The sequence below is a fragment of the Pseudonocardia ammonioxydans genome, assembly GCF_900115005.1.
Lineage (GTDB): Bacteria > Actinomycetota > Actinomycetes > Mycobacteriales > Pseudonocardiaceae > Pseudonocardia > Pseudonocardia ammonioxydans.
In genome coordinates, this window is record NZ_FOUY01000010.1 from 22060 (window position 1) to 41260 (window position 19201).

15 protein-coding genes and 1 tRNA gene are annotated in these 19201 nt (G+C 74.6%); 6 read left to right on the plus strand and 10 right to left on the minus strand.

Annotated features, from left to right (window positions below):
* The first annotated feature begins 116 nt into the window (after nt 1-116).
* From BM093_RS37895 to BM093_RS11685, 3 genes are all read left to right on the plus strand, one after another.
* On the plus strand, nt 117-2813 hold the full coding sequence (locus BM093_RS37895; RefSeq protein ID WP_093341496.1) for a winged helix-turn-helix domain-containing protein: 2697 nt from the start codon (nt 117-119) through the stop codon (nt 2811-2813).
* A 173-nt stretch (nt 2814-2986) separates the two neighbouring features.
* Nucleotides 2987-5395, plus strand: a complete 2409-nt coding sequence (locus BM093_RS37900) for a winged helix-turn-helix domain-containing protein (protein ID WP_143105341.1) — start codon at nt 2987-2989, stop codon at nt 5393-5395.
* A gap of 80 nt (nt 5396-5475) precedes the next feature.
* Nucleotides 5476-5685: a hypothetical protein gene (locus tag BM093_RS11685; protein WP_093341502.1), complete on the plus strand. Its 210-nt coding sequence runs from the start codon at nt 5476-5478 to the stop codon at nt 5683-5685.
* A 31-nt stretch (nt 5686-5716) separates the two neighbouring features.
* On the opposite strand, the gene BM093_RS11690 is transcribed toward BM093_RS11685, so the two are convergent.
* Nucleotides 5717-6133 carry an SHOCT domain-containing protein gene (locus BM093_RS11690; RefSeq protein WP_093341813.1) on the minus strand — a complete coding sequence of 139 codons (417 nt, stop codon included), beginning with the start codon at nt 6131-6133 and terminating at the stop codon, nt 5717-5719.
* Nucleotides 6134-6343: 210 nt separating this feature from the next.
* Here BM093_RS11690 and BM093_RS11695 point away from each other — a divergent pair, with 210 nt between their 5' ends.
* Nucleotides 6344-6871, plus strand: coding sequence for a potassium channel family protein (locus BM093_RS11695; RefSeq protein ID WP_245773468.1), 528 nt, complete (start codon nt 6344-6346; stop codon nt 6869-6871).
* A gap of 18 nt (nt 6872-6889) precedes the next feature.
* Here the strand turns inward: BM093_RS11695 and BM093_RS11700 are convergent, their stop codons facing one another.
* From BM093_RS11700 to BM093_RS11715, 4 genes are all read right to left on the minus strand, one after another.
* Nucleotides 6890-7111 (minus strand): lipopolysaccharide assembly protein LapA domain-containing protein, encoded by a 222-nt coding sequence (locus BM093_RS11700; protein WP_093341506.1) that lies wholly within the window; start codon nt 7109-7111, stop codon nt 6890-6892.
* A complete protein-coding gene (locus tag BM093_RS11705) occupies nt 7111-7530 on the minus strand; it encodes a DUF7144 family membrane protein (protein WP_093341508.1) in 420 nt (139 codons plus the stop codon). Before BM093_RS11705 ends, BM093_RS11700 begins: the two co-directional genes overlap by 1 nt.
* Before the next feature lie 110 nt (nt 7531-7640).
* Nucleotides 7641-8141, minus strand: a complete 501-nt coding sequence (locus tag BM093_RS11710; protein ID WP_093341815.1) for a DUF1269 domain-containing protein — start codon at nt 8139-8141, stop codon at nt 7641-7643.
* Nucleotides 8142-8244: 103 nt separating this feature from the next.
* Entirely contained in the window at nt 8245-9774 is a 1530-nt protein-coding gene (locus tag BM093_RS11715) for an MFS transporter (RefSeq protein WP_093341510.1), read from the minus strand.
* Between the two features lie 283 nt (nt 9775-10057).
* Between BM093_RS11715 and BM093_RS11720 the strand changes: the two genes are divergently transcribed.
* Nucleotides 10058-11407, plus strand: a complete 1350-nt coding sequence (locus BM093_RS11720) for an aromatic ring-hydroxylating oxygenase subunit alpha (RefSeq protein WP_245773469.1) — start codon at nt 10058-10060, stop codon at nt 11405-11407.
* Nucleotides 11404-12507, plus strand: coding sequence for a mandelate racemase/muconate lactonizing enzyme family protein (locus tag BM093_RS11725; RefSeq protein WP_093341513.1), 1104 nt, complete (start codon nt 11404-11406; stop codon nt 12505-12507). Before BM093_RS11720 ends, BM093_RS11725 begins: the two co-directional genes overlap by 4 nt.
* Nucleotides 12508-12564: 57 nt before the next feature.
* Here the strand turns inward: BM093_RS11725 and BM093_RS11730 are convergent.
* From BM093_RS11730 to BM093_RS11750, 5 genes are all read right to left on the minus strand, one after another.
* Nucleotides 12565-12641: transfer RNA gene (locus BM093_RS11730), tRNA-Thr, on the minus strand.
* 59 nt (nt 12642-12700) lie between these two features.
* Nucleotides 12701-13852: a DNA polymerase III subunit delta' gene (locus tag BM093_RS11735; protein ID WP_093341515.1), complete on the minus strand. Its 1152-nt coding sequence runs from the start codon at nt 13850-13852 to the stop codon at nt 12701-12703.
* Nucleotides 13849-15855, minus strand: a complete 2007-nt coding sequence (locus BM093_RS11740) for a bifunctional MFS transporter/dTMP kinase (protein WP_093341518.1) — start codon at nt 15853-15855, stop codon at nt 13849-13851. Before BM093_RS11740 ends, BM093_RS11735 begins: the two co-directional genes overlap by 4 nt.
* Before the next feature lie 103 nt (nt 15856-15958).
* Complete coding sequence (locus BM093_RS11745) at nt 15959-16576, minus strand: hypothetical protein (protein ID WP_143105342.1); 618 nt, start codon at nt 16574-16576, stop codon at nt 15959-15961.
* An 89-nt stretch (nt 16577-16665) separates the two neighbouring features.
* Nucleotides 16666-19068 carry a penicillin-binding protein gene (locus tag BM093_RS11750; protein WP_342742984.1) on the minus strand — a complete coding sequence of 801 codons (2403 nt, stop codon included), beginning with the start codon at nt 19066-19068 and terminating at the stop codon, nt 16666-16668.
* Nucleotides 19069-19201 lie beyond the last annotated feature (133 nt).

Consider the following 19201-nt stretch of genomic DNA (forward strand, 5'->3'; position numbering starts at 1 on the left):
CCGCCCAGGACAAGGACAAGGACAAGAACACGGACACGGTCCGGGTCGAACGGCCGATGCACGAGGCAACGGTGGCTCGGTAGATTCCCGCTCCGCTACCGAGGTGGTGGAGCCGGATGGACGCGACGCGGCGGGACCCGACGGTGACGGGCGTCGGGGTGGGGCCGGACCACCCGTCCGGGGTGAGGTCCGTCCTCGCCGGGCGGCACGGGCCGGCGGGCCCCGCGGTACCGATGGCGAACCACGTGGTGCCGCGCCCTCGTGTGTTCGACCTGCTCGACGGGTGTGCCCGGTGCCCGGTGACGCTGGTCGCCGCCCCCGCGGGCTGGGGCAAGACGCTGCTCGCGGCCTCCTGGACCGCGGCGGGCGGAGGTGGCTGGTCCCCGGCGTGGGTGCGGTCGGCTCCCGGCGGCGACGCCGGTTTCTGGCCCGCCGTGGCCGGCGCGCTCGCGGCGGTGTCCGGCCCGGAGGCGGCTACGCACCTGCGCCGGCTCGCGGTGGACGGCGACGCCGTCGACGATCCGCCCGGCGCGATCGCGGCCGCGCTCGCCCGCGCCGGCCGGCCGGTCCTCCTCGTGCTCGACGACCTGCACGAGGTGACCTCGCCCGCGGTGCACGCCGGGCTGATCCGCCTCGTCGAACGCCCGCCCCCGCAGCTGTCGCTGCTCGTCCTGACCCGCCGGGATCCGCCGTGGCCGATCGCCCGGCTGCGGCTCGCGGGTCTGCTCACCGAGGTGCACGCGCCGGACCTCGCCTTCCGGGTCGACGAGGCGGCCGAGCTCCTCGCCCTGCTGCGCGTCGACCTCGACGACTCCCGCATCGCCCGGCTGGTCGAACGGACCGAGGGGTGGCCGGCGGCGCTGCGCCTGGTCGCCCTGCACCTGCAGGGACAACCGGATGCCGGGGCCGCCGTCGCGGCGTTCTCCGGCGCCGACCACAGCGTGGCCCGGTATCTGGACACCGAGGTACTCGGGTCGCTGCCCCCCGGGCCGATCCGGTTCCTGGAGCGGATCAGCGGCCTCGACCACGTGTGCGCCGACCTCGCCGACGCGCTGACCGGGCGGCGGGACGGTGCGGCGCTCCTCGCCGAGCTCGCGGCGGCACATCTGGTCGTCCCCGTCACCGACCGGCCCGGACGGTGGTACCGCCCGCACCGGCTCGTCGCCGACCTGCTCCGGGCCCGGCCGGTGCCGCGTCGCGCACGCCGGGATCTGTGGCGCCGGGCCACCGAGTGGTTGCAGCGCAACGACATGCCCGTCGAGGCACTCTGGTCGGCCGTACACGGCGAGCTGTGGTCGCTGGCCGCGGTCCTGGTGGGCCGCCAGCTCCTCACGCTGACCTCCGACGGGCGGGCACAGGAGCTGGAGCGGGCGCTGGAACAGGTACCCCGCACCACCCTCGTCGCCCACCCCGAGCTCGTGTGCGGGCTCGCGGCGGCGCGCCTGGTGCGCGGGGACGGGACCGAGGTCGCCGAGCTCGTCGCGTACGGCCGCACGCGGCTGCGGTTCCTGTCCGCGCAGCGCGCCGCGCGGGCGCAGGTCCTGCTCGACCTGGTCGCCGGGGCCCTGGCCCGGATGACGGGGAACTGGGACGAGGTCGTCGCGCTCTACCGGTCGGCGCCGACCGACCCCGTCACGCTGGCCGGTCTCGGCCTCGCCCGCGCCGAGCTGGTGCCGGCGCTGGTGAAGAACTTCCTGGGCGTCGCGGCGTTGCTCTCGGCCGACCTGGTGACGGCCGAGCGCGACCTCGGCGCGGCCGCATCGGCCGGGGTGCCCCGCCCCGGCTCACAGCTCAATGCGGCGGCCCATCTGAGCCTCGTGCACTGCGCCCGGGGCGAGCTCGGCCCGGCTCAGCGCGCGGCGATGGACGTCGTCCGGTGGGCGGAGGACGCCGGGCTCGCACGCACCGGTCAGGTCGTGGCCGCCCACCTCGCGATGGCGCACGTCGCGCTGGACCGGATGCATCCGGAGGAGTTGGACACCTGGCTCGGTCGCGCGGCAGCGGCCGAGGCCGTCGGCACGGAGGTCCACCTCCGGGTCGAGGCCGTCCTCCTCCTCACCGCGCGGCGCGCGGCGGCGGGGGACCGGGAGCAGGCGCTGACCGCCCTCCGGGTCGGTGCGACGGAGCTCGACCTCGCCACGCTGCCCCGGACGCTGCAGGAACGGTGGTCGCTCGCCGAGGCCGGGCTCCTCGCCGGTTCGGGCGTTCCACAGCAGGCCCGCGCGATCCTCGACCGGCTGGGGCGGCCGGCGACCGCGGCCGCACGGCTCGCCACGGCACGCCTGTGGCTGCAGCTGGGTGACCTGCCGTCGGCGCTGGCCGTCCGGGCCGGGGTGGAGCCCGAACGGCACCCGCGCGGCACCGTCGACGCGGCGCTGCTGGACACGGCACTCGCGACCGCGTCCGAGGACGAGGAGACCGCGCTGGACCGGCTCGAGGACGCGCTCGCCGCGGCCGCGCCGTGGTACCTGCGTGGTCCGTTCCGCAGCGAGGTGCTCGACCTGCGGCCGCTGCTCGAACGCCGGTTGGAGCAGGGGACGGTCGCCCCGGTGTTCACCGTCGACCTGCTGGCACGGCTGTCCGGGACACCGGTCCCCCTCACCGGTCCGTCGGTGCTCACCGAGCCGTTGACCGGGCGGGAGCGCACCGTCCTGCGCTACCTGGCCAGCACCCTGTCGAACGCGGAGATCGCAGCGGAGCTCGTCGTGTCGGTCAACACCGTGAAGACCCACCAACGGGCCGTGTACCGCAAGTTCGGCGTGACCAACCGGCGCGACGCGGTGGAGCGGGGCCGGCGGCTGGACCTGTTCTGAACGGGCCGGGCACCGGGCCGCGGCCGGGCTCATCCCGCCAGGAGGACGCCGCCTCACCCGGGCGGCGTGATCCTCGACCACGGAGGGGGCATGATGCGGATCCCGCCAGGCAAGATCACGGTGCCGTCACCGCCCGCGGGGGCGGTGTCCCGCCCCGACCTGTGCTGCGGCGGTTGGACCGGGCGGGCGCGGGCCGGCTCGTCGTCGTGACGGCGCCACCCGGCTACGGCAAGACGACACTGTTGGCCGACTGGCTGCGCAGCCCGGACGGCCGGCCGTCGGCCTGGGTCGGCGTCGAGGCCGGCGACGACGCCCCGCGGCTGCGGGCCGCCCTCCTCGCCGCGCTGCGGGCGGTCCCCGGCCTCCCGCCCGCCGGCCCGCTGCAGGCGGTCGGGGCCGGCGGCGGCGCGGGTCCGCCGGAGCGCGGCCCGATCGGGGAACTGGTCGCGGCCCTCGACGCGACGCATCCGGGCATCCGGCTGGTGCTCGACGACGTCGACGAGCTGACCGACCCCGAGGCGCTGCGCGATCTGTCCCGGCTCGTCCGCGGTCGCCCGGCGGGCCTGCGCCTGGTGCTGTCCGGCCGGACGGACCCGCCGCTGCCGCTGGCCCGGATGCGTCTGGAGGGCCGGCTGCACGAGCTGCGCGCGGAGGATCTGCGTCTCGACCTCGACGGGGCGGCCGCGCTGCTGGGTGCGGCCGGGACCGCCCTCACGCCGGCGCAGGTGGCGACCCTGCACGCCCGGACCGGTGGCTGGGCGGCCGGTCTCCGGCTGGCCGCCCGCGCGCTGCGGGGTCGCGACGACCCGGCGGCGTTCGTCGCGCAGTTCTCCGGCAGCGAGGGCGCGGTGGCCGACTACCTCACCGACGAGGTGCTGGCGGTGCTGCCGGAAGAGACCCGGCGGCTGCTCCTGTCCTGCGCCGTCTGCCCGCAGCTCCCGGCCGGGCTGGCCACCGCGCTGAGCGGGCGGGCCGACGCCGAACGGGTGCTCGCCGATCTCACCCGGGTCACCGCGCTCGTCGAGCGTGTCGAGCCGCGCACCTACCGCGTCCACACCCTGCTGCGGACCTGTCTCGCCGCCGAGCTGGAGCGGCACTTCCCCACGCTGCGCAGGAGGTCCGATGCCACCGCCGCCCGCTGGTGGCTCACCGCCGGCGAGCCCGAGCACGCGCTGCGGCACGCCGAACGCAGCGGCGACGCCGGCCTGGTCCTCGAGATCCTGCGGGCGGGCGGGGACCGGCTCGTCGCGACCGGGCGGCTGTCGGTCGTGCGACGCGCCCTCGCCGCCTGCGACCCCGCGACCGGCGATCCCACCGCCGGCACCGTCGGCACCGTCGGCACCGCCGGCCGGGCCGCACCGGGTGCGGCCCCGGTCCCCGGTCCGGGAGGACCCGGGGGCCGGCATGTCCGTGTCCCGCCGGAGCGGGAGGCGCTGCAGCGGTTGAGCTCGATCGCCGCGCTGGTGCGGGCGGAGACGGCCGTCCCCGGCGACGGCGTCGCGGCACGCCTGGCCGAACTGGCGATGTTCGCGCGCGAGCACGGCTTCCCGTACGTCGAGGGGCAGGCGCTGTCCCTGCTCGCGGGCGTCGAGGCGATGCGGGGCGAGTACCGCTCGATGAGCGTCACGGCCGCGGCCGCCGTCGCTGCGGCCGCAACGGTCGACGACGACGCGGCGGCCCGGTCGCCCCGGGCGGCGGGCCTGCTCGCCTACGGTGACCTGCTGGCGGGCGACCCCGGCTCGGCCTCGGCGCGTGCCCGGGAGGTGCCGGCGGCGCCGGGGTGGCCCGCACCGGCGGACGACCCCGTCGCCCGGGTGGTCCGCCGGGTGGCGGACGCGGACCTGGCCGGACCCACCGGCCGCCGCGGTCCGGGTCGACCGGCCGAGGTCGGCGACGCCGCGCTCCCGGTCGCGTTGCTGGCCGCACTGGCGCTGCTCGAGCATCCCGTGGACCTGGCGCAGGGCGGGCCGCGGCAGGCCGCGGAGACCGCCGCCCGGCTCGGGCGACGGGCGGGGGACGTCGGTGAGCTGCGGCTGATGGACGCGTGGGTGCACCTCCACGCCGGCCGGCCGGATGCGGCCCGCACCGCGGTGGACCCGCTGACCGACGGCTCGGTCGCGACGCTCGTCCCGTACACACTGCTCGAGGCGCATCTCGTCCGGACCGAGGCCGCGCTCCGCGGCGGGGACCCGGTCACGGCCCGGACGGAGCTCGACGCGGCACTCGCCCGGGGCGCCGCACTCCGGATCCTCCGGCCGTTCCTGCGCACCGGCGCCCTGACCAGGGAACTGCTCGGGACCGGGCCGACGGCCGGGACGGACGCGGAGTTCGCCGGGCGGCTCGCGGCGGCGCTGCCGGGCGGCCGCGCGGTGAGCGAACGCGAACTCGTCGTCCTCGTGCTCCTCCCGTCGCTGCTGACCACCCGGGAGATCGCCGCGGAGCTCACGGTGTCGGTCAACACGGTGAAGAGCCACATCCGCTCGATCTACGTGAAGCTCGGCGTCGCGACCCGGCGCGACGCCATCCGCCGCGCCCACGAGCTCGGCCTGCTCGCCGGCGGCGCCTTCACCCCGACGAGGTGACACGCTCCGGCCCGCGGCACGGGACGGTGTCCGGTACACGCCGGCCGAGGACGGGCGTGCTCACCGGGAGGAGGCCCGCCGTGGCCGAGCGACGCTACGAGTTCCGGATCGCCGGACGGCTCTCGGCACGGACCCGGGGTGCCTTCCGTGGGATGGAGGTCCGAGAGGTGCCCGCCGAGACGGTGATCTCGGGAGCGGTCACCGAGGAGGACGGCGTGCACGAGGTGCTGACGCTGATCCAGTCGCTGGGCCTCGAGATCGTCTCGGTCCGCCGGACCCCGGTGACCTGAGCGCAGCCCGGTCCCGCCCCGGCAGGCCCGGTCACGACGGCGGGGCCGCCGTGACGGTGCCGGGTGCGGTGCCCAGCACCGTGCGCTTGAGCTGCTCGAACTCCTCGAGCGTGATGGCGCCGGACGAGAGCAGCCGCTCCGCCTTCGCGATCTGGTCCGCCGGCCGGTCCCCGTCGCCTGCGATGCGCCGGACGTCCTGCTCGAACCGCTCCCGGCCGGCCGCGGCGTCCTCGTTGCGCCGCCGGGCCATGGCCCGGCCCTGCGCGATCAGATAGGCGAAGACGCCAAGGAACGGCAGGACGATCATGAGCAGCAGCCAGCCGGTCTTCCCCCACCCGGAGACGTCGTCCCGGCGGAAGACGTCACCGATGACGACGAAGAGCAGCCAGAACCACAGGACGAACCCGAAGATCACCAGCATGGTCCAGAAGAACTCGAGCACGGGCATCGTGATCACCTCGGTGGTCGGCGGTGGATGGATCGGGGTCACCGACCCTGCCCCGCCGAACAGCGCCGGACCTCACCCGCGCAGGAGGAACCGGGCCGGAATCGCCTTCCGTGGGTGGTCCGCGGGACGGGTCCCGTTCGTGAGAGTCGGTGCTCCCCGGACCGGAGGGACGGTGAACGAGGGATGGGGCACCGACCCACACCACGGCAGGTGGCCGTCAGCCTGCTCCGCACGGCGTTCACCGTCGTGTCGATGGTGGCCGTGTACTACCTCGCCCCGCTCGGCCCGGTCGGCCAGATGCGGATCGGCCTGTGGCTGCTGGTCGCACTCGCCGGTCTGGGGGCGGCGCTCACCTGGCAGATCCACGCGGTGACCGTCTCGACGACGCCCCGGCTGCGGGCCACCGAGACGATCGCCGTCGGGCTGCCGCTGCTGCTGTTGCTCTTCGCGGAGGTCTACCTGCTCCTCTCCTACGACGCGCCCGCCAGTTTCACCCAGCCGCTCAACCGGACGGGCGCGCTCTACTTCACGATGACGGTGTTCGCCACGGTCGGCTTCGGCGACATCGCGCCGCTGACCGACCAGGCCCGGGTCATCACGATGACCCAGATGCTGGCGGGGCTGATCGCGGTCGGCCTGGTGGCCCGGGCGCTGGTCTCCGCCGTACAGCGGGCCGTCGCCCGCGAGTCGGACGCCCGCGAACCGGACCACGGCGGGGACGAGCAGCCGCGGACGTAGCGGGCACTGCAGGGACCGCTACTTCCGCCGGGTGGCGAGCACCCCGATGACGACGCCGAGCACCAGCACGATGAGCAGCACGAACCACAGCGCCGCGGTCACGGTGAGCGTGAAGAACGCGATCTGCACCGCGTCCCGGTTCTGCAGGATGAAGATCAGCGTGAGCACCGCGACGGCGAGCGCGACGATCTGCTTCGTGCTCACCGTGCGCCGGGCGGGCCCGGCCGGTGCGCTGCTCATCAGGCGTCGCGCCGGTACGTGGCCAGCGCCCAGATCACCGCGACGTCCAGGGCGATGATCAGCAGTGACCAGATCGGGTAGTGCGGGATGAACAGGAAGTTCGCGATCAGGCTCAGGCCGGCCAGCACGATGCCGACCCCCCGCGCCCAGGTCTGGCCGCGGGCGACGCCGAAGCCCGCGAGCAGGAGCAGGACACCCATGAGCAGGTGGACCCAGCCCCAGGCCGTGAGGTCGAACGAGTAGACGTACTCCGGGGTGGCGACGTAGACGGTGTCCCGGAACAGCGCGGCGAGTCCGGCGAGCAGGTGCCATACACCGCCCACCACCATGAGGACTGCTGCGAAGAGGCTGAGGCCGCCTGCCCACGGGGACACGCGCTCCGTGCTCTCGACGGGCCGGGGCGGGATCGTCGTACTCATGTGGTCCTCCTTGACCGTGGGTGGAGAGGCGCCGATCGTCGCGGTGCGTGCCGGGAGCGGCGTCGCCCGGAAGGGGTGAAGCCGGTTCCCGGCACGCGGCCGACGGGGTGTCAGGCCTTGATCTCGACCTCTTCGAACGCCTCGCGCAGCTTCGCCTCCTGCTCGGCCGACAGGTTCGTCGAGATGAGCTCGGCACGGGTGCCGCGGAACTGCTCCAGCACCCGGTCGGTGACCGCGTCGGTGGTCATCGCGAACAGCGCGGAGGTGCCCGGGGTGACCTCGTCACGCACCCGGCGGATGAAGCCGTCGTCGATGCCGACGTCGGCCAGCGAACCGCTCAGCGCGCCCATGGCGGCACCGACGGCCAGGCCGAGCAGCGGCACGAAGAAGATCAGGCCGAACAGCAGGCCCCAGAAGCTCCCGCCGAGCGCCCCGGTTCCGACGAGCCGGTGCAGCTGCTCGGTCCGTGGCTTCGACCGTCCCTCGGGCCAGGTCACGACCGCCGCGTCGACGACGTTGATCAGTTCTTCCTTCTGCAGGCGTTCGATGGTGGTCAGGGCGTCCCGCGCACCCTCGGCCGTGTCGAACCGCCATACCGTCAGTGTCGCCATCTCGTGGACCTCGCTCACTCGTCGCAGGACTGGTGCTGTCGCAGAACGTGAGCGGCCACCCTCCGGGGCCGGGGCGGCGGACGGCATCACCCCGGCCGGGTGGTCAGCGGGGTTCCGGGGCCGGGTCGCCGGCACCGGGTGCCGGCTCCGGGTCCCGGACGGGCACGGTGTGCGCGGTCGACGCCGCCGCGGCCGCGTAGTCCGCGACGCCGGGCCGGCCCGGGCGCCGGGCGGCCAGCAGGGCGAGCAGGATCCCGGCCGCGGAGAACAGCGTCAGCGCGAGCGAGGCCGCGGCGAAGCCCGCGGACAGGGCGGCGTCCGGTCCGGCCCCGGTCGTCGCGCGGGCGGCCGTCACGTTCGCGTAGATCCCGGCCGCGACCGCGGTCATCACCGCACCCCCGACGTAGCGGGCCATGTTGGAGATCCCGGAGGCCGCACCGACCTGCTCCGGGGACACACAGGCTGTGGAGATCGACGACGCCGGACCGTTGGACAGCCCGAGCCCGACCGCGATCGCGAGCAGCGGGAGCACGAACGCGCCGTAGCCCCACGACGGCCGGACCGCGACGAGCGTCGCGAACCCGGCGGTGAGCAGCACGAACCCGGCCATGATGACCGGCCGGGTACCGAAGCGGTGGGCGAGCGGGGTGATCGCGGGCGCGACGAGCACGACGACGGCCGCCACCGGCAGGGTGGCCAGACCGGCGGCGAAGCTGGACATGCCGAGACCGGCCGGGTCCTGGAAGTACAGGCTCAGCAGCAGGCCCAGCGCCGCGATCGCCCCCGCACCGATGAGGATCGCCAGCGTCGAACCGACCAGGAGCGCGTTCCGCAGCAGCCGGAGGTCGACCAGCGGGGCCGCGACCCGCCGCTCGACGACGACGAAGCCCACGACCGCGAGCACCGAGACGACCAGGCAGGCCAGCGTGGGCACGCTGACCCATCCCCAGGACGCGCCCTCGGTCATCGCGAACACGAACGGGACCAGGATGCAGGCGATCAGCGCGGTGCCGGCGAGGTCGATCGTGCGGGGCCGGGCCGCGTCCGACGACTCGAGGACCGTCCGCAGGGTGAGCGGGATGCAGGCCAGCGCGATGGCCGCGTCGATCCAGAACAGGCCCTGCCACCCCGTGGCCTCGTCGAGGACACCGCCCACGAGCGGGCCCGCCGCCGCGCCGGCGGCCGCGGCGGCGCCCCAGAGGGCGACCGCCCGCATCTGCCCGGCGCCCGAGGACGCGACCGAGAGCAGGCTCAGGCCGCAGGCCAGGATCGTCGCACCCGCCGCGCCCTGCACGACCCGGCCGAGCACCACCATCCATCCCGACCCGGCGAGCGCGATCAGGACGCAGGAGGCGATGAAGACCCAGAGCCCGGCGAGGAACACCCGGCGCCGGCCGAGGACGTCACCGAGCGCACCGGAGGTGACGATCACCGCGGCGCCGACCAGCAGGTAGCCGGTGACGGCCCACTGCAGCAGCCCGAGCGGGGCGCCGAGGTCGGTGGCGATCGAGGGCAGCAGGATGCTGACCGCCGAGGTGTTCGCGTTGACCACGAACGTCGAGACGCAGGCCGCCGTGAGCACGCCCCGGCCGGGGCGGACACCGGCCTCGGTGAGGCTGCCCGAGCCGGTCACGTCGGGCCGTCCGCGGTGGGAACGCGCTGCTCGGTCATCACTTCTCCTCGGCCGGAGCCGGCAACCGGGTCGACGGCAGGGGGACGCGAGCCTGCTCCGCGCCGTCGCCGCCGGCCTCACCCGGGCCGGGTGAACGCCGGCGCGGGAGAACGGCCGGTCGCGTCCACCGTCCGATTCCCGTACAAGATCACGGGTTCGAATCTGAGATGGACCGCAATGATGTGAGCCCCGACACTCGGCGGCACCGGCCCCCGGTCCTCGCCGCACGAAGGGAGACCCCGCGTTGGCACCCGACCCGACGTCCACCCACGGTGTGGATCTCCACAGCCCCGGCGACCTCTCCGGCGCGGACCTGTACCGGACACTCCCCGCCCGGCCGATCGACCCGGCCGGCTTCACCCACGAACACACGTACCGGCACACCCGCCTGCCGGTCGAGCTCGCCACGACCCTGATCCCGGACGCCTACAGCTCCCCGGAGTTCTTCGCGCTGGAACAGGAGAAGGTGTTCACCACCGGGTGGGTGGCGGTCGGATTCGTCGCCGACGTCGACCGCCCCGGCGCCTGCATCGTCGTCGAGGTCGCCGGCCGGTCGGTCATCGTCACCCGGAACCGGCACGGCCAGCTGCGCGGCTTCCACAACGTGTGCCGGCACCGCGCGACGCGGCTGCTCGACGCCGACGCCCGCGAGGTCGGGCACCGCGGCCGCATCCGCTGCCCGTACCACAGCTGGACCTACGACACCGACGGCACGTGTCTCGGCACCCCGCTGTTCGAGGGCTCCGACGTGCCCGCCGGGCAGGAGGCCGTCTTCGACACCTCGGGCGCCCGGGGGTTCGACAAGGCCGACCACGGCCTGCTCGGCGTCGCCGTCGACACCTGGGGGCCGTTCCTCTTCGTCACCCTCGCCGCGGAGCCCGCACCGCTGGCCACCCAGCTCGGGGACCTGCCGTGGCGCTTCGCCGACCACCAGCTGCACCGGTGGAGCCCGCAGCGCCGCCGTACCTACGACGTCGCCGCGAACTACAAGCTCATCGGCGAGAACTTCATGGAGTACTACCACCTGCCGTGGGTGCACCCCGAGCTCAACAAGGTCTCGCGCTTCTCCGACCACTACCGGTGGCAGGGGCCGGGCATGTACACCGGCATGTGCACCACCCCGGTGTCGCGCAACACCGAGGCCGGCGGCTGGGACGGCCTGTCCCCGTTCAGCGCGCTGGGCCCGCGGGACGCCGACGCCGGCCGGTTCGTCTGGCTGTTCCCGAGCACCGCGCTCGTCGTGCTGCCCAACCACGCCTTCGTGCTGCTCACCCGGCCCGTCGGCCCGGACCGCACGGTCGAGACCGCGGCGCTGCTCACCCATCCCGAGTCCCTCGACGACCCCGGCGCCGAGCAGGGGCTCGACCAGCTGGAGTCGTTCTGGGACCTGGTCAACCGCCAGGACGTCGAGATCGTCGAGCGGGTGCAGGACGGCATCGCGAACCCGGCCTACCGGGGCGGGCGGATGTGCTTCCGCTTCGAGGAACCCCTGCACCGGTTCCAGAACATGATCATCGACCGGATGGTCGGCGTCGACCGGGTCCCCGCGGGTGACGAGCACACCATGACCCGCATGTTCCCGGACCCGGGATGAGGATCGCCGAGATCCACGTCCACCGGCACCGCCTGGCGATGCGCGACGGGCCCTACACGCTCGCGCACACCGAGGTCCGCTCCCTGTCGACGGTGCTGGTCGAGGTCGTGGCCGACGACGGGCTCGTCGGCTGGGGCGAGACCTGCCCGATCGGCCCCACCTATGCCGAGGCCCACGCCGCCGGGGCGGTGGCGGCGCTGGGCGAGCTGGCGCCGGGGCTGATCGGCACCGAGGTGCTGCCGGTACCGCTGCACCGCACCATGGACGGGCTGCTCCACGGCCACCGCTACGCCAAGGCCGCCGTGGACATCGCCGCGCACGACCTGCTGGGTAGGAAGCTCGGGGTCCGCGTGGCCGACCTGCTCGGCGGCGCCCTCACCGACCGCGTGCCGTCCTACTACTCCACCGTCGTCGGGCCGCCGGACGACACCGCCCGCCTCGCGGCGGAGAAGGTCGCCGAGGGGTACCCCCGCCTGCAGATCAAGATCGGCGGACGACCGGTCGAGGTCGACATCGAGGCCGTCCGCAAGGTCTGGGAGGTCGTCCGGGGTTCGGGGGTGGGCCTGGCGGTGGACGCCAACCGCAGCCTCACCACCCGGGACGCGCTGCGCCTGAGCCGCGAGTGCCCGGACATCCCGTTCGTCCTGGAGCAGCCCTGCGACACCGTGGAGGAGCTGCGGACGATCCGCCCGCAGCTCGGCCACGGCCTCCACATGGACGAGAACGGCACCAGCCTGAACACGGTGATCACCGCCGCCGGGACCGGGCTCGTCGACGGCTTCGGCATGAAGGTCACCCGCCTCGGCGGGCTGCACCCGATGCGGGCCTTCCGCGACCTGTGTGCGGCGCGCACCCTGCCGCACACCTGTGACGACTCCTGGGGCGGCGACGTCATCGCCGCCGCGTGCACCCATGTCGGCGCGACGGTCGCGCCGGGCCTGCTCGACGGCGTCTGGCTCGCGGCCCCGTTCATCGACGGCCACCTGGACCCGGGCAACGGGATCGGCATCGACGGCGGTCACATCACGCTGCCGCGGGGTCCCGGCCTGGGCGTCGCACCGGACCGGAGGCTGCTCGGTGCCCCGGTGGCGTCGTACTGACCAGCGATCCGGGTGCCCAGCAGAAAACCCCCGATAGCGCTGCTACCAGGGGCTTCGTGGAGCCGCCTGCGGGAATCGAACCCGCGACCTACGCATTACGAGTGCGTCGCTCTGGCCGTCTGAGCTAAGGCGGCGTGCTGCGGAACCAGTGTAGCGACCGCCCACCTGCGGCCCGCGCAGGGCCCCGTATCGGTCACCCCTGATACAGCGCGGTCATCATCGCCTCGACCGCGATCCGCGGTTTCACGTTCTGCTCCAGGGCGTCGCGGCAGGCGAGGACGGCCTCCAACCTGCGCAACGACGACTCGGCGCCCCACTCCGCGGCCGCGACCCGGATCTCCTGCTCGCGGTCCGGGTTGGTCAGCGGCACCGGCGCGCCCGAGGCGGCGACGATCGTGTCCCGGTAGAACCCGGCCAGGTCGACCAGCGCCCGGTCGAGGGCGTCGCGCTGGGTGCGGGTGGCGCGGCTCTTCTGCCGTTTCTCCAGGTCGCGCTCGGCCGCCTTCGCCGACCGGGCCGCCGCGGCGGCGCCCTTGCCGGACCCGCCGGCCCCCATCGCGACGGCGAGCTCCTCGCGCTCGGCCTCGTCGCGGGAGGACCGCAGCTCGTCGGCCTCGTTCTCGGCGGAACGGATCAGCACGTCGGCGTGGAAGAACGCGTCGCCGAGGCGGCGCAGCCGGCGCGGGACGCCGAGGATCTCCTCGCGCCGGGACCGGGCCTGCGGGTCACGCGCGAGCCGGCGGGCCCGGCCGACGTGCCCGCCGCAGACCGACGCCGCCCACTGCGCCTGGTCCGGGTCGATCCCGTCGCGTTCCCGCAGCACCCCGGCGACCGCCTCGGGGGCCGGGCTGCGCAGGTGGACCGGGCGGCAGCGGGATCGGATGGTGACCGGCACGTCGTCGGGGTGGTCCGACGGCGCGCAGAGCAGCCACACCGTCTCCGGTGCCGGCTCCTCGATCGCCTTGAGCAGCGCGTTCGACGCCCCCTCGGTGAGCCGGTCCGCGTCGGCGATGATCACGACCTGCCAGGTCCCGGTGGCCGGGCGGCGGGCGGCCAGCTGCACCAGGGCACGCATCTCGTCGACCTTGATCGACAGGCCTTCGGGGTTGATCTCACGGACGTCGGAGTGCGTGCCGGCCAGCGTGGTCCGGCAGGCGGCGCACTCGCCGCAGCCGTGGTGCGGGCACTGCAGCGCGGCCGCGAACGCCCGCGCCGCGTTCGAACGGCCGGAGCCGGGCGGGCCGGTGAACAGCCAGGCGTGCGTCATCGCCGACGGGTCGGCCGCCGCGCCCCCGAGCTCCGCCACCGCAGCCGGCTGCCCGACGACGTCGCCCCAGACGCTCACGACGCACCCTCCGTGATCCCGGTCGTCGGCAGCAGCGGCAGCACGCCCTCGACCACGCGGGCCGCCACCTCGTCCTCGGTGCCGTCGGCGTCGACGACGACGCTGCGCTGCGGCTCCTGCGTGGCCACCGTGCGGGCCAGCAGCTTCTGCACCCGCGCGTGCTCGACCCCGGCCACCCCGGCGTCGGCGCGGGCGCCGGGGGCGCGGTCGAGCAGCACCGACAGGTCCGGACGCAACCCGCCGGTGGCCCAGCGGGCGAGGTGCTCGAGCTCGCCGTCGTCCGGGCCGTCGCCGATCTGCTCGGCCGCGGCGCCGAACCGGGCGAGCGGGCTGGCCATGAACCGTTCCATGACGACGACCGCACCCCCGTCGAGCGCCGGGCGCACCTCGCGTTCCACCAGGTCGGCCCGGACCGCCGCGGCGGCGAGCGCCTTCGCCCGCAGGCCGGCCAGGTCGGCCTCGCGGGTCGCGGCGGTCCAGCGGGCGGCGTCCTGCGCGCCGGGGCCGGGCTCCACCACCCGGTGCCCGCGCTCGCGCAGGGCGGCGGCGAGCCGGGCGGCCTGCACGGCCGTCTCTTCCGGGGTGGCCCCCTCGACCGCGACCAGCACCCCCGACCCGGTCCGCTGCTGCCCGGAGCGCAGCGCGCCGACCAGGTCCTTGACCAGCGGCTCGAACCGGCGCTCGTCCATCTGCCGGTAGGCGAGCATCCCGACCACCGCCGCCACGATCCCGCCGCCGGCCAGCACGAACCGGGTGCCGTCGACGACGAACGCGGCGCCCCCGATCGTCAGCGTGCGGGTGGCGACGACCCCGACCACGACCGGCACCAGCGACATCGAGCCGAGCAGCACCAGCCGCACCAGCGACTGGACGAACGCGTTGATCCGGCCGCGGATCCCGTCGGCCACCTGGGTCCCGATGATCGTGAGGCCGGTGAGGAAGGCGATCCCGGCGAACGCGCCGACCAGCATCACCGCGGCGATCGCCATGAACAGGTGCACCGCGACCGCGACGACGATCAGCGACAGCCCGGCCGCGACGATCGCGGTGCCGAACAGGCGGTTGTGCGGCAGCCGCTGCGCCAGCCGCGGACCGATGCCCATACCGATCGCGAGCCCGCCGAACACGGCCACGAACAGCACCGAGTACGCGGCGTCGCCGCCACCGAGGCTCGCCGCGTAGAGCTTCGCGGTGGCGATCACCGCGCCGCCCGCGGCGAACGCGCCGATGATGCCGACGACCAGGCCGCGGACCAACGGCGTGTCGACGACGAACCGGAAGCCGTCCCGCAGCAGGAACAGCATCGACGGCGGTGCCTCCCGCCGGTCCTCGGCCACGGCCCGCCCGGAGATCTCGGGGATGCGCAGCAGCACCACGAGCGCCGAGAACAGGAACACGAACGAGTTCAGGAACAGTGCCACGTTCACCGCGGCGACCGGGTCCCCCTCGCCGACCAGCGGTGCGATCTTGGTGACCAGGGCGAACAGGCCGGCCCCGCCGAGCACGGCCACGCCGTAGGTGACGACCAGCCCCAGCTGCGCGGCGGCCTCCATCTGGTCGGGGCGGCGCAGCAGGTTCGGGACCGCCGCGTCCTTCGCCGGGATCCAGAACATCGTGCACAGCTCGATCAGCAGGGTGACCACCAGCAGCCACCACAGCGACCCGGCGAACGGGACCGAGGCCAGCAGCCCGAACTTCACCAGGTCGCAGGTGACCATCACCTTGCGCCGGTCGAAGCGGTCGGCGAGCACCCCGGCCAGCGGCCCGAACAGCAGCGACGGGACGAGCTTGGTCGCCACGACGCCACCGAGGGCGAAGCTCTGCGCGGTGTAGCCGGCACCGGCCGTCAGGTGGGTGGCCAGCGACGTGAGCGCCAGCAGCGACATCCACTCGCCGGTGGAGGTCAGCGCGGTGACCGACCAGAGCCTGCGGAACGCGGGGATCGCGAGCACCGACGACACGCGGTGCGCGGTCGAGGCCGGGGAGGGTTGCGGTGACACCATCGCCGCTCCACCTCCTGACCCGTTGCCGCAGCCCGGGAACACCGCCGTGTTCCCGGCCGGTCCTGCCAGGGTAGTCGGGGGGACCGACGGATCCGCCCGGGCCTCAGACGATCGTCGACAGCGTGTGGACGATGATCACGAGGTAGATCCCCACGAAGAACAGCGTGAACACCCGCGACCCGGTACGGCCGCGGGTGAGCCGGGAGAAGCCGACCAGGCCGGGCTCGAGGTCGACCCGGGGACGCGCGGAGACCGCGGGCGGCCGGTAGACGGGGCCGTCGTCGGCTGCCGCGGCACGCGGGCGGCGCGGGCCGTGCGGGCCCGGTGCGGTCCGCTCCGGGGGCCGGCGGGGCCGCGGTGGCGCGGCCGGGGCCGGCTCCGGGGTGCGGGGCGGGCGGGGGGCCGGGACGGAGTCCACGGAGGACGACCGCGGGGTGTCCGGGGTGGACTCCTCCTCCGCGGCGGCGGGCTCGGCAGCGGGCTCCACAGCAGTCTCCGCAGCGGGCTCCACGGTGAGCTCACCCTGATCGACCGGATCGGCGGCGGGCGCGGCGGGTTCCTCGGTGCCCGGCTCCGCGACGGGCGCGGCCCGCACCGCGGCCGCACGCTCCCGGGCGGACCTCCGTTCCGCCTCGCGCTGCGCGACGAGCCGCGCCACGCCCCAGCGCCCGTCGTCGGCGGGGGCCGGCGCGGTGCGCCTGGTCCTCCACCGCACGGCCATTCCCGCATGCTAGGGCCGCAGCGGAGCCGGCGTCGCCCTCGACGGACGGCACGCCGGGCACTGGCCCCCGGCCGGGTGACGGCCGGGGATCAGCCGCCGTCCGGCGGCGGGCCGCCCTCGGGCTCGCCGCCCTCCGGCGCGCCCCCGTCCGGGCCGGGTGGCGGCCCCTCCGCGGGCGGGCCGGTCGGCAGCGGCGGCGGCGCAGGCACCGTGCCGCTGCTGACCTGCAGGGTCACCGCCTCCCCCGGCAGCGCCGCACCACGGGGCTCCTGGCCGACGACCGTCCCCTCGGGAGCGCGGTTGTCCACCGTCCGGGTCGACACCTGCCAGCCGGCGCCCTCGAGCTCACCGCGGGCGTCACCGGCCGCGCGGCCGACGACGTCCGGGATCCGGGACTCGGCGCCACCGTCGAGGTAGCGGGGGTCCGTCGGCGGCAACGGTGTCGGCGGGGTGCCCTCGACCAGTGGCTTCACCGCGCCGTACCAGGTCCGGGCGGGCGTCTTGCCACCGAAGATGTTGCCCTCACCGCAGGCGAACGGGGCACCGCCGCCGTCGCACAGCGGACGCGGGGAGTTCCCGTTGTCGAACGTGATCACCGCGCCGGACATCTCGGGGATCGCGCCGAGGAACGCCGCCGACTTGTGCTGCTGGGTGGTCCCGGTCTTGCCGGCCATCGGGCGGGTCCAGCCGGCGGCCTGGGCCGCGGCCGCGGAGGTGCCGTTGATGTCGTCCTTGCTCATCCCGTGGACCAGCGTGTTCGCCAGACCGGGGTCGACCACCTGCTCGCAGGGTTCCTCGGTGATCGGGACGTTCTCCCCGTTCGCGTCGGTGATCGACTCGATCGGCGTCGGCGGGCACCAGGTCCCCTCGGAGAACAGCGTCGCGCCCACGTTGGCCATCTCCAGCACGCTGGTCGGCGTCACGCCCAGGGTGAACGACGCCAGCTCCTGCTCCTTGATCACCTCGGCGATCGAGCGGTCGGTGCGCTTGCCGCTGCCCGGGTCCACGAACGGGGTGGTGGCCAGCGACCGCAGCCCGAGCCGGACGGACATGTCGACCACGTCCGGGACCCCGGTGAACTCCTCGAGCTTGATGAACGCGGTGTTCGGCGACTGCGCCAGCGCGTCGGTCATGCTCATCCGCGCCGGCAGCCCCTCGCTGGCGTTGCCGACCGGGATCGGGCGACCGCTGCCGTCGACGTAGATCGGTGAGGCGTAGCCCGAGGGCGGCACCTGCATCGAGTAGTTGATGCCGAGGCCCTTCTCCAGCGCGGTGGCCGCGGTGAAGATCTTGTACGTCGACCCGGCGCCCAGGTTGACCGGCTGGAACGGCAGGCCGTAGCTGGTCTCGTACTCGTCGGCGTTGAGACCGAACGTCCGGCTGGACCCCATGGCCAGCACCCGGTGCGCCTCCTTGCCCGGCTGCACCAGCGACATCACGTTGGCGACGTTCGGGGCGTCCGGCGGGACCTCCTTGTTCAGCGAGGCCTTGACCTGCTCCATCGCCCGCCGGTCCAGGGTCGTGCGGATCGTGTAGCCGCCGCGGGTGATCTGCTCCTCGGTGAAGCCCGCCTCGGTCAGGTACTGGACGACGTACTTGCAGAAGAAGCCGGTGTCGCCGGCGCCGTTGCAGCCGTTCGGCACCCGGACCAGCGGGTCGGCGACGCCGAGCGGGGCGGCCGTCGCCTGGCGCGCCTGGGCGTCGTCGATCATGCCCTGCTGGCGCATCTGGTCGATCACCAGATTGCGCCGCTGGGTCGCGGTGTCCGGGTTCTGCACCGGGTCGAACTGGGTGGTCGAGCGGACCATGCCGGCCAGCAGCGCGGCCTGCGGGATCGACAGCTTGTCCGGTGTGGTGTTGAAGTAGGTCCGGGCCGCCGCCGCGACCCCGTAGCTGCCGTTCCCCAGGAAGACGATGTTGAGGTAGCGGTTGAGGATCTCGTCCTTGGACAGCTGGCGCTCCAGCTGCAACGCGATCCGCGCCTCCTTCAGCTTCCGGGCCGGGGTCTGCTCGGTCGCCTTGAGCCGCTCGGCCTCGGTCTGGGCGTCGACGTAGAGCATGTAGTTCTTGACGTACTGCTGGGTCAGCGTGGACGCGCCCTGCACGACGTCCCCGGACGCGGAGTTCGCGACGACCGCGCGCAGCGTGCCCTGCCAGTCGACGCCCTCGTGGTCGTAGAACCGGCGGTCCTCGATCGCCAGGATCGCCGCCTTCATGGCCGGCGAGATCTGCTCGTTGGGGACCTCGGTGCGGTTCTGGTCGAACAGGTAGGCGAGCGGCTGCCCGTCGGAGTCGGTGACCGTGGTCGTCAGCGGGGCCGGGTTGTTCACCAGATCGACCGAACTGGACGTGACGCTGTCACCGGCCTCGTTGGACAGCATCCCGAGACCACCGGCCAGCGGGAACACCATCCCTGCGGTCACCACACCGAGCAGAACGCACAGGCCCGCGAGCACACCGATCGGGCGGAGCAGGCGCCGGGGGAACCTCACGGGGAGCCAGCCTACGGCCCGCGGCGTCAGTAGCCCGTCAGGTGCGTGTCCCCCGGGTTGCGTAGTTTTGCGCGCTGCCCCGCGCCGCCGCGCCTCCCGAGAATCGAGCCATCGCACCGCGGGCCCCCGAGCA